Origin of the sequence: Streptococcus ruminantium, assembly GCF_003609975.1 — a bacterium.
Taxonomy (GTDB): Bacteria; Bacillota; Bacilli; order Lactobacillales; family Streptococcaceae; genus Streptococcus; species Streptococcus ruminantium.
Genome location: NZ_AP018400.1, coordinates 2,079,709 through 2,090,539 on the forward strand (window position 1 = coordinate 2,079,709; position 10,831 = coordinate 2,090,539).

The window sequence follows — 10,831 nt, forward strand, 5'->3', positions numbered from 1 at the left end:
ATTATTCGCCTTAATATAGCTATTCAAAAAAATTCAGAAAATTCCATCCGACTTTGCTCTATGAAATCGAACGTTTAGTTTTCACTTCGTGAAAAATAGAATGAAAAAAGCAACGTTTTTTTAACATTGCTCTTTTATTGTCAACCTTATTTAAAATAGTTTATTCCCATCGCTGTTTTGATCTGATCAAGTGTTACTGCTGCAACTTGACGAGCCTTTCGACTCCCCTCTTCCAACATGGTATAGACTTGTCCCATATCCTTAGCAAACTCCAGACGGCGCTCACGAATAGGACCCAACTCACGCTCTAAAATTTCTAGTAGATAACGTTTTGTTTTGACATCTCCTAAACCACCACGTTGATAGTGTTCTTTCATAGCATCAATTTCAGGCCTATCTTCCTTACGACCAAAAACATCTAAATAATGGAAAACCATATTCCCCTCAATGCTACCCGGATCTTCAACACGAATATGATGAGGATCTGTATACATGGACATAACTTTTTTCTTTAATGTATCCATATCATCTGCTAAATAGATACCATTTCCCAAAGATTTAGACATTTTAGCATTCCCATCCAAACCTGGCAGACGACCTGCCGCTTCATTTTCAGGATAAATTCCTTCCGGTTCAATTAAAATATCCGTCTCATAGGCGTGATTAAAACTGCGAACAAGCTCACGTGTCTGCTCAATCATTGGTTTCTGATCGGTACCAACGGGAACAAAATTAGCTTTAAAAGCTGTAATGTCCGCTGCTTGAGAAACTGGATATACCAAGAATCCTGCTGGAATCCCTTCACCAAAACCTTTTTGAGCAATCTCTGTCTTAACAGTAGGATTACGTTCCAAGCGAGCAACTGAAACCAAGTTCATATAATACATAGTTAATTCAGCCAACTCGGGAATTTGACTCTGAATAAAAATCGTTGTTTTAACCGGATCCAAACCAGCTGCCAAATAATCCAGGGCGACATTCCCAACCGATTCAACAATTTTTTGAGGCTCCTTAGCATGATCAGTCAAAGCTTGCTGATCCGCCAAAAAAACAAAGAGTTCGTGTTGTCCAGCTTCTTGTAGTAAAACACGGTTTTTTAACGAACCAACATAATGACCAATATGCAATTTACCCGTTGGACGGTCTCCAGTTAAAATGATAGGTTTAGTCATACAATTCTCCTCTTTAAATAAATAAAAAGCCACGCACAGAAAACTGTGCGAGGGCGTCAAAGACACGGTGCCACCTCACTTATAAGCTCGTGAAAGCCTACATCTTTTTTTGCATTATAAGGCCTTGCTAATCAACCTCTTATCTTGTTCAGATTCCATGATAAATCAGCCCATTCGTAAGCGACTCTTACTTGTTTTCACCAACCACAAGCTCTCTTAAAATCATCTTCTCACTACTATTCTGATTGATATTTATTATAACCTCAAAAAATTAGAAAGTCAAGTTGGTAAAACCTTGACGATAAGATCTAAATTAGGGATAATAGAGATTGCATTTTATAACAGACGACAAGGAGGATATATGAAAGAACGTATAAAGGATTTTACTTATGTGACACTGGGTTCTATCGTTATGGCGATTGGATTCAACAGTTTTTTTCTAGGAAATAATATTGTATCAGGAGGAGTTGGAGGATTGGCAATAGCTCTTAATGCTCTTTTGGGCTGGAACCCTTCCGATTTTGTTCTCTATTGCAATATCCCCCTATTAGTTATTTGCTGGTTCTTCTTAGGAAAATCTGTATTTGTCAAAACTGTTTACGGTGCTGTTGTCTACCCACTTTGCATCAAGTTGACAGCTAGTTTACCGAAATTGACAGAAAATCCTCTTCTTGCTGCTATTTTCGGTGGTATTATCATTGGCTTTGGACTCGGATTGGTTTTCCTTGGAAACTCTTCAACTGGAGGAACTGGAATTCTCATTCAATTTCTCCATAAGTATACTCCCCTTTCGCTTGGAATGACCATGGCAATCATTGACGGTATAATCGTCGGTCTTGGGTTTATTGCTTTTGATCCCGATACTGTCATGTACTCAGTCATTGCCCTTATGACCATTACCTATATTGTCAATCGCATGATATCAGGAACAGAGTCGTTACGAAATGTCATGATTATCTCTCAAAATTATCCGCAGATCAAAGAATATATCACAAAAGTAGCTGATCGTGGCGTGACGGAGTTTCCTGTTCTCGGAGGATTTACAGGAGTTGACAAGCGCATGCTCATGACAACGATCTCTATTCCCGAAATGCAGAAACTTGAATCCGCTATTTTAGGTATTGATGAAACAGCCTTTATGGTAGTTATGCCTGCCAGTCAAGTTCATGGTCGTGGTTTCAGTCTCCAAAAAGATCACAAACATTATGATGAAGATATCTTGATCCCAATGTAATTCATTGAAAATTCAAGTTCTTTCTAGTACAATAAAATTAACAGACAGAAATATAGGAGAAACTATGCTTACAGTATCAGATGTATCGCTTCGCTTTAGCGACCGCAAACTATTCGATGATGTCAATATTAAGTTTACAGCCGGAAACACTTATGGATTGATTGGTGCCAACGGTGCAGGTAAATCAACTTTCTTGAAAATTTTAGCAGGTGATATTGAACCAACTACCGGTCACATCTCCCTTGGACCGGATGAACGATTGTCCGTTCTCCGTCAGAATCACTTTGACTACGAAGAAGAGCGCGTGATTGATGTTGTTATCATGGGAAATGAACGACTTTATAATATCATGAAAGAAAAAGATGCCATCTATATGAAGGAAGATTTTTCTGACGAGGATGGTGTGCGCGCTGCAGAATTAGAAGGCGAATTTGCTGAGCTTGGTGGTTGGGAAGCAGAGAGTGAGGCTTCACAATTACTTCAAAATTTGAACATCAAGGAAGAACTCCATTATCAAAATATGAGTGAACTGACAAATGGTGAGAAGGTAAAAGTTCTCTTAGCCAAGGCTCTCTTTGGCAAGCCGGATGTCTTACTCCTTGACGAGCCAACCAATGGTCTGGATATTCAATCAATTAACTGGTTAGAGGACTTCTTGATTGATTTCGAGAATACCGTTATCGTTGTTTCTCACGACCGCCACTTCCTCAATAAAGTATGTACACACATGGCCGATCTGGATTTTGGAAAAATCAAAATCTTCGTTGGTAACTATGATTTTTGGAAACAATCAAGTGAGCTGGCAGCCCGTCTACAGGCTGACCGCAATGCCAAAGCCGAAGAAAAAATTAAGGAACTACAAGAATTCGTTGCCCGTTTTTCTGCCAATGCCTCAAAATCCAAACAAGCAACTTCCCGTAAGAAAATGCTAGATAAAATTGAACTAGAAGAAATTATCCCTTCTAGCCGCAAATATCCATTTATCAATTTTAAATCCGAACGCGAAATCGGTAATGACCTCTTAACTGTTGAAAACTTAAAAGTTGTTATTGATGGTGAAACTATTTTGGATAATATCAGCTTTATCTTACGTCCAGGTGATAAGACAGCTCTCATTGGACAAAATGACATCCAAACAACTGCTTTGATTCGTGCCCTCATGGGAGATATTGAATACGAAGGAACTGTCAAATGGGGGATTACTACCAGTCAATCCTATCTGCCAAAAGATAATACTCGTGACTTTGACACAAATGAATCCATTCTTGACTGGCTTCGTCAATTTGCTAGCAAGGAAGAAGATGACAATACCTTCTTGCGTGGTTTCCTAGGTCGTATGCTCTTCTCAGGTGATGAGGTTAACAAACCTGTAAACGTCTTGTCGGGGGGAGAGAAGGTGCGCGTGATGTTATCTAAACTCATGCTCCTCAAGTCCAATGTCTTAGTGTTAGATGATCCAACCAATCACTTAGATTTGGAATCTATTTCAAGTCTTAACGATGGTTTAAAAGCCTTCAAAGAATCAATTATCTTTGCTAGCCACGACCATGAATTTATTCAAACTTTAGCTAACCACATTATCGTTATTTCCAAGAATGGGGTCATTGACCGTATTGATGAAACCTACGATGAATTCTTGGAAAATGCTGAAGTACAAGCTAAAGTACAAGAACTTTGGAAAGTATAATAAAAAGGCGATTGAATCGCCTTTTCTTTTAAGCCTATGAAAAAATTATTTACTAACCAACCCTTTTATTATATTCTATCATTCATTGTACCACTAACTATCATTTCAATCACCTTATCAATCCAGGGAATATGGTGGGGCAGCGATACAACTATATTGGCAAGCGATAGCTTTCATCAATATGTTATTTTCAACCAGACCTTGCGAAACATTTTACACGGAGACGGTTCCTTATTTTATACTTTTACAAGTGGTTTAGGGCTTAATTTTTACGCCCTCTCTTCCTACTATTTAGGATCGTTTCTATCTCCTTTGGCTTTCTTCTTTAATTTACAATCCATGCCAGATGCCCTTTATCTTTTCACTATTGTCAAGTTTGGATTGACAGGTTTGTCAACTTTTACTAGTTTAAAAGGAATTCATTCCAATCTAAAAAATGGATGGGCAATCTTACTTGCTACCAGCTTCTCCTTGATGAGTTTTGCTACAAGCCAATTGGAAATTAGTAGCTGGTTAGATGTTTTTATTCTTATCCCCATCATCCTACTTGGCCTACATAAACTAATAACAGGAAAAGGGCAAATTATTTACTACATTTCTCTGACCTGTTTATTTGTCCAAAATTACTATTTTGGTTACATGGCTGCTATTTTTCTGACACTATGGACATTAGTCCAGATTTCTTGGTTGAAGACTGGGAAAATAAAAACCTTTATCACCTTTACCACCGTGTCAATTCTATCTGCTTTAAGTAGTATGTTCATGCTGCTTCCAACTTATTTAGATTTAAAAACTCATGGAGAGACCTTTACAAAGATTGTCAATCTCAAAACTGACGACTCTTGGTACTTAGACTTTTTTGCTAAAAATTTAGTAGGTAGCTTCGATACAACAAAATTCGGATCTATACCCATGATTTCAGTAGGTCTAGTACCACTCATACTGGCGCTTCTATTCTTTACACTAACAAAAGTAAAATGGACAATCAAGCTCTCCTATGCCCTACTTTTTATCTTTATTATCGCAAGTTTTTATTTCCAACCACTCAATCTATTTTGGCAAGGTATGCATGCGCCAAATATGTTTCTCTATCGATATGCCTGGGTACTCTCAACTTCGCTTATCTATTTAGCAGCAGAGACCTTAGTACGCTTAGACCAACTAAAATTTAAATCAATTCTCTTGATAATTTCTCTACTTTTTGTAGGTTTTCTAGCAACGTACCTCTTTAGGAATCATTACGATTTTTTAAAGGATGTAAACTTCCTATTGACACTAGAATTTCTAGTAGCCTATCTCATTCTTTTTGTAACCATCATAAGCTACAAATCATCTAAATGGATTAACATAGCTCTTCTGGCTTTTAGCACCTTAGAAATTGGACTGCATACTCACTATCAAGTTCAGGGCTTATCTGATGAATGGCATTTTCCTAGTCGTTCAAACTATGAAGAAAAATTAACGAATATTGACAGTCTTGTAAAATCAACTAAAGCTTTCAATAACTCTTTCTATCGCACTGAGCGACTGTTGCCACAAACTGGTAATGACAGCATGAAATTTAATTACAATGGTATTTCTCAATTTTCGTCAATCCGAAATCGAGCTTCTAGCTCGGTATTAGACAAACTGGGCTTCCGCTCAGATGGTACCAATCTAAATCTCCGTTATCAAAATAATACTATTATTGCAGATAGTCTATTTGGAATCAAGTACAATCTAGCCACATCCGACCCAAATAAATTTGGTTTTATGCTGCATCAGAGTAAGGATAACATCGGTATCTATGAAAATCGTTTTCATCAAGAATTAGCAATGTTGACTGAAGGAGTTTACAAAGATGTAAACTTTACTAATTTAACACTTGACAATCAAGCCAAGTTTCTCAATCAAATTACAGGGCTTTCTCAAAAATACTATCACTCCCTTACTAGCATTTCCTCACAAAATACAACTGAACTTAGTGATAGAATAACAGTTAATAAGAAAGATGATGAAAATGCAGCTCAAGCCAGTTATACATTGACAGTTCCTGCAAATAGCCAAGTATATTTAAATTTACCTAAACTAACTTTAGCAAATGAGAATCATAAAAAAGTTGTCATTACTGTCAATAATCAGTCAAGTGAGTTTACACTTGATAATACCTTTTCTTTCTTTAACATAGGAAATTTTGATACTGAAACGCAGGTACAAGTGAACATTTACTTCCCAGAAAATAATCAAGTATCATTTGATAGACCACAATTTTACAGATTAGACTTGACTGCCTTTCAACACGCAATGGCAAGCCTAAAAGAGAAAAATGTAGCTGTAAAAACAAATAAAAATAATGTGATTGTTGATTTTAAAACTGAAAAAGAAGCCTCACTACTCTTTACTTTGCCTTATGATAAAGGTTGGAGAGCAACCATTGATGGTCAAACAGCTAACATTCAAAAGGCTCAGAATGGTTTGATGAAACTAGATGTAAAACCCGGTCAGACAAAGGTAGTGATGACCTTTATCCCTCAAGGATTTCATTTAGGGCTTCTTATCTCTTGTTGCGCAAGCTCCACCTTTATTGTCTATCAGTTGCTCAAACGAAAGTATTTCAAAAACCGAGAAAGTTAATTTCCTCGGTTTTTTTTACTGTTACTTGAAAATAAAGAAAACCTTGATTTCTCAAGGTCTCCTACACTTTATTTACTCCGCCAACAGGGCTCGAACCTGTGACATCATGATTAACAGTCATGCGCTCTACCAACTGAGCTATGGCGGAAAGAATAGTCCGTACGGGATTCGAACCCGTGTTACCGCCGTGAAAAGGCGGTGTCTTAACCCCTTGACCAACGGACCATCTTTGGAACAATAACTAGTATAATACACGGGTCTTTTTTTGTCAACACATTTTTCAAAATTTTACCGTATTGACAGAACTCGTTGTTTAATGTACAATAAGGGAGGTTAGAGTATGGTTCCATAGCTCAGCTGGATAGAGCATTCGCCTTCTAAGCGAACGGTCGCAGGTTCGAATCCTGCTGGAATCATCTAGTCCTACCTCTGGTAGGTCTTTTTTTCTTGCCACAATTTATAATTGATATATAGAACCGGTAGAATAAGTCCAATGAGTGCATACTCTTTTAGTTGGATAGATAAGTGAGTGGATACGATAACCCCTAGCATAAATCCTATGATGGTAAATAGGATATTCCTACCAGTTTTTTTTAGTTCAGGATCCCTTTCCATCGTCCCTTTAAACCAAAGGTAGGCCGCATTTTTTACATTGCCTGTCATCATAACATTAGCATAGGGAGCACCACGTAATCTCCTAAATGTTTCTACCTGAATGGAAGCTACAAAAGCAAGACTGGCAATTGTAAATGGAGGAGGCATAATTGGCGACAAAACAATAGTAAGAAGAATCAACAGTAGCATGATTAAACTACTACCAAAATGCCAGAACCACGATTGTTTTTCAAAATATTTTCTAGCTAGATAGGTAAAAAATTGTCCAAATACAAAAAATAAAATAGGAATACAAAAATTCACTACTTGCACAAAGTCACCTCTAGCTAAAAAATAAGCAAGAGAAATAACATTCCCTGATTGTACACCAGCAAAACGTCCACCCTGAGTCACAAAAGTGAAAGCATTTAGATAACCACTAATAAAGGTCAAGGAACAAGCTATGCGTAAACCCTCAAAAATACGATAATCTTTTTGATTCATATTAACTCCTTGTTTCACGTGAAACTATTTATGATAGGGGCTTCCTTGTTGGATCATAAAAGCACGATAAATTTGCTCTATGAGAACCAATTTCATCAATTGATGTGGGAGCGTTAGTTTTCCGAAACTCATCAATAAATTGGCTCTTTTTTTGACATTTAAATCTAACCCTAGACTGCCACCGATAATAAAAGCTATATCTGAATAACCATTTATCACAATATCAGATAATTTTTTACTAAATTCCTCAGAAGGAAACTGCTGTCCCTCTATCGCCAAAGCAATAACAAAGTCTCGTTCCCCAATCCTAGTCATGATTCGATCAGATTCTTTTTTCAAAATTTGTTCATTTTCCGCTTGACTAGCTCTATCTGGTGTTTTCTCATCTGGAAGTTCAATCAACTCCAACTTAGTGAAACGTCCCAAACGTTTGCTGTACTCTGCAATACCATCTTTAAGATATTTTTCTTTCAATTTTCCAACAGTAATCAATTTTATTTTCATAAAATTATTGTAACATATCCACAATAACTTGACTGAAAATATTTTTAGAAAATGAGATAATAACTGACTTTTTTTCACATTATTCAATAGTTATCCACAGTTTGTGGATTGATTTTTAGAAACTTTAAGTTATAATTAAGAAAGTAGGAGTAATCTTAGGAAAAAATAAAGAAATTGGTAGGAATTCTTGTATGAAAAAATATTTGAAATTTACTATTCTGTTTGCTGTTGGTCTTTTGGGTGGTTTAGTTGGTTCTTTCATGACTGCCTCTTTCTTTCAACCACAAGCACAACAACAGGCAAATTCTACTATTACAAATGTCAGCAAGGTGCAATACAATAATGAGACCTCTACTACAAAAGCAGTAGAAAAGGTGCAAAATGCTGTTGTTTCAGTAATTAACTATCAAAAATCAGCAAACAATAGCCTACGCTCCATCTTCGGAAATATTGATACACCGGATGAACCTGTAGTAGCTGGAGAAGGTTCGGGTGTTATCTATAAAAAAGACGATAAATATGCCTACGTTGTTACCAATACGCATGTTATCAATAACGCAGAAAAAATAGATATTCTTCTAACTTCAGGAGAAAAGGTCAGAGGAGAACTTGTTGGTTCTGACACTTATTCTGACATAGCTGTAATAAGGATTCCTGCTGATAAGGTCACTACTGTTGCCGAATTTGCTAACTCCAATACTATCAAGGTCGGTGAACCTGCTATCGCTATCGGTAGCCCACTTGGTAGTGTCTATGCTAATACTGTTACACAAGGTATTATTTCTAGTTTGAGTAGAACTATCACCTCACAATCAGAAGATGGACAAACTATCTCTACCAACGCTATCCAAACAGATGCAGCCATTAACCCAGGTAATTCAGGTGGTCCACTGATAAATATTAAAGGACAAGTTGTGGGGATCAATTCAAGTAAAAAGAGTACATCGAGATCCGGTGTTGCTATAGAAGGGATGGGCTTTGCTATTCCTGCTAATGATGTAGTAGCTATTATCAATCAAATTGAGAAAAATGGTAAAGTTATCCGACCTGCTCTCGGTTTCCAACTAGTCAATTTGACAGATTTGTCAACTGGACAATTAGAAAAAGCTGGATTATCAGATACCAAATTAACATCTGGTGTTGTAGTTGTTTCAACGCAGAAGGGGTTACCTGCTGATGGAAAACTTGAAACCTTTGATGTTATCACTGAGATTAACGGTGAAGCTGTTCAAAATAAGAGCGATCTTCAAAGTATCCTCTACAAGCATAAAATTGGTGATACGATTAAGGTTACCTACTATCGTAACAATAAAAAGCAAACAGTTGACATCAAGTTGACACATTCTACGGAGCAACTCAGTCAATAATTTACAATCTATACTTTACACAATTGTAAAGTATAGATTTTTTTGTTAAAATAAGCTCATATGGAAGAATTACGTACCCTAAATATTTCAGAGATACATCCAAATCCCTATCAACCAAGAGTTCATTTTGATGAAATCAAACTGGCTGAATTAGCGCAATCTATCAGAGAAAATGGATTGATTCAACCGATTATTGTAAGAAAATCGTCCGTTATTGGATACGAATTATTGGCTGGAGAAAGAAGATTACGCGCCAGTCAATTAGCTGGTCTAACTGAAATACCGGCCGTTGTAAAAGATTTAACTGATGATGATTTACTCCGTCAGGCAATTATAGAAAACCTACAACGCTCAGATTTAAATCCTATTGAAGAGGCGCAATCTTATAATAATTTGATAAATAAAGGATTGACACATGATAAAATTGCCCAAATTATGGGAAAATCAAGACCTTATGTCAGTAATATATTGCGACTCTTAAACTTATCCACTCAAACAAAAAAAGCTGTAGAAGAAGGAAAAATTTCACAGGGGCACGCGCGACAATTGCTCTCACTTTCCGAGGAAAAACAAGCTGAATGGATTCAAATCATTTTAGAAAAAGATTTAAGTGTGCACGCGCTTGAAAAAGTATTGTCCAATAAAAAGAAGAAACAAGTTAGACAGAACAATCCATTTTTAAAAGAACAAGAGGTCATTATTAGCCAGCATCTTGGAACAACTACAAAAATTCTCCAGAAAAAAAATGGGAAAGGGGAGATTCGGATTCATTTTGATAATCTAGATGAATTTGAAAGAATTATCAACAGTTTAAAATACTGTCGGGCGCACAGATTTTGGTTTAACGACTCCAGGTGAACATTCGGCTATTACTTTAGCACAACTTACAACCCTATTTTTAACTTTATACCCTTCCAGTGATGCATTGTTGGCGGCTAATATGATAAATAAGTGGGTTGAAGTAGTGAGAGAGTATTATTTTAAGACACATGATAATATATTTCCTGATGAACCAAAACTATGGGGAGAAAATTGCACTCCTTCCTAAAGGAATAAGTTTAGAAGTGTGTATTCTAAATATAATAAGAAATAAATAGAGACTATAATTGAGACGTTACAAAATACTTTAGTCATAAGCAAAAATAAAATTCAAATG

The 10,831-nt window shown here is 36.5% G+C and carries 7 protein-coding genes, 3 tRNA genes, 1 pseudogene and 1 other annotated feature; of the genes and pseudogenes, 6 read left to right on the top strand and 5 right to left on the bottom strand.

The genetic code is table 11. The annotated features are described in order from the left end of the window. Positions 1-146: 146 nt before the first annotated feature. A complete protein-coding gene (gene trpS, locus SR187_RS09780; protein WP_120172438.1) occupies positions 147-1,172 on the bottom strand; it encodes a tryptophan--tRNA ligase in 1,026 nt (341 codons plus the stop codon). 46 nt (positions 1,173-1,218) lie between these two features. Next, positions 1,219-1,431 (bottom strand) — a binding site (T-box leader). A gap of 102 nt (positions 1,432-1,533) precedes the next feature. Here trpS and SR187_RS09785 point away from each other — a divergent pair. The 3 genes from SR187_RS09785 (at position 1,534) to SR187_RS09795 (ending at position 6,706) form a co-directional block, all read left to right on the top strand. Next, entirely contained in the window at positions 1,534-2,406 is an 873-nt protein-coding gene (locus SR187_RS09785; RefSeq protein WP_120172439.1) for a YitT family protein, read from the top strand. A 64-nt stretch (positions 2,407-2,470) separates the two neighbouring features. Continuing rightward, positions 2,471-4,093 carry an ABC-F family ATP-binding cassette domain-containing protein gene (locus SR187_RS09790; RefSeq protein ID WP_120172440.1) on the top strand — a complete coding sequence of 541 codons (1,623 nt, stop codon included), beginning with the start codon at positions 2,471-2,473 and terminating at the stop codon, positions 4,091-4,093. 36 nt (positions 4,094-4,129) lie between these two features. Further along, complete coding sequence (locus SR187_RS09795; RefSeq protein WP_120172441.1) at positions 4,130-6,706, top strand: YfhO family protein; 2,577 nt, start codon at positions 4,130-4,132, stop codon at positions 6,704-6,706. Between the two features lie 75 nt (positions 6,707-6,781). Here the strand turns inward: SR187_RS09795 and SR187_RS09800 are convergent. Both SR187_RS09800 and SR187_RS09805 read right to left on the bottom strand, forming a co-directional pair. Further along, positions 6,782-6,854, bottom strand: a tRNA-Asn gene (locus SR187_RS09800). Between the two features lie 5 nt (positions 6,855-6,859). Beyond that, positions 6,860-6,931 (bottom strand) — tRNA-Glu (locus SR187_RS09805). A 117-nt stretch (positions 6,932-7,048) separates the two neighbouring features. Between SR187_RS09805 and SR187_RS09810 the strand changes: the two genes are divergently transcribed. Beyond that, positions 7,049-7,122, top strand: a tRNA-Arg gene (locus tag SR187_RS09810). Here SR187_RS09810 and SR187_RS09815 read toward each other — a convergent pair. Then, positions 7,120-7,804: pseudogene (locus SR187_RS09815) on the bottom strand (YoaK family protein). The gene SR187_RS09810 and the pseudogene SR187_RS09815 overlap by 3 nt on opposite strands. A 24-nt stretch (positions 7,805-7,828) precedes the next feature. Next, positions 7,829-8,308 (bottom strand): 23S rRNA (pseudouridine(1915)-N(3))-methyltransferase RlmH, encoded by a 480-nt coding sequence (rlmH, locus tag SR187_RS09820; protein WP_024531474.1) that lies wholly within the window; start codon positions 8,306-8,308, stop codon positions 7,829-7,831. 191 nt (positions 8,309-8,499) lie between these two features. Here rlmH and SR187_RS09825 point away from each other — a divergent pair, with 191 nt between their 5' ends. After that, positions 8,500-9,675, top strand: coding sequence for a S1C family serine protease (locus SR187_RS09825; RefSeq protein ID WP_120172442.1), 1,176 nt, complete (start codon positions 8,500-8,502; stop codon positions 9,673-9,675). A gap of 60 nt (positions 9,676-9,735) precedes the next feature. Then, positions 9,736-10,533, top strand: a complete 798-nt coding sequence (locus tag SR187_RS09830; RefSeq protein ID WP_120172443.1) for a ParB/RepB/Spo0J family partition protein — start codon at positions 9,736-9,738, stop codon at positions 10,531-10,533. Positions 10,534-10,831 lie beyond the last annotated feature (298 nt).

Bases quoted from the DNA above. Each gene is read 5' to 3' on its own strand.
- trpS (WP_120172438.1), bottom strand. From the start codon at position 1,172: ATGACTAAACCTATCATTTTAACTGGAGACCGTCCAACGGGTAAATTG.
- SR187_RS09785 (WP_120172439.1), top strand. From the start codon at position 1,534: ATGAAAGAACGTATAAAGGATTTTACTTATGTGACACTGGGTTCTATC.
- SR187_RS09790 (WP_120172440.1), top strand. From the start codon at position 2,471: ATGCTTACAGTATCAGATGTATCGCTTCGCTTTAGCGACCGCAAACTA.
- SR187_RS09795 (WP_120172441.1), top strand. From the start codon at position 4,130: ATGAAAAAATTATTTACTAACCAACCCTTTTATTATATTCTATCATTC.
- rlmH (WP_024531474.1), bottom strand. From the start codon at position 8,308: ATGAAAATAAAATTGATTACTGTTGGAAAATTGAAAGAAAAATATCTT.
- SR187_RS09825 (WP_120172442.1), top strand. From the start codon at position 8,500: ATGAAAAAATATTTGAAATTTACTATTCTGTTTGCTGTTGGTCTTTTG.
- SR187_RS09830 (WP_120172443.1), top strand. From the start codon at position 9,736: ATGGAAGAATTACGTACCCTAAATATTTCAGAGATACATCCAAATCCC.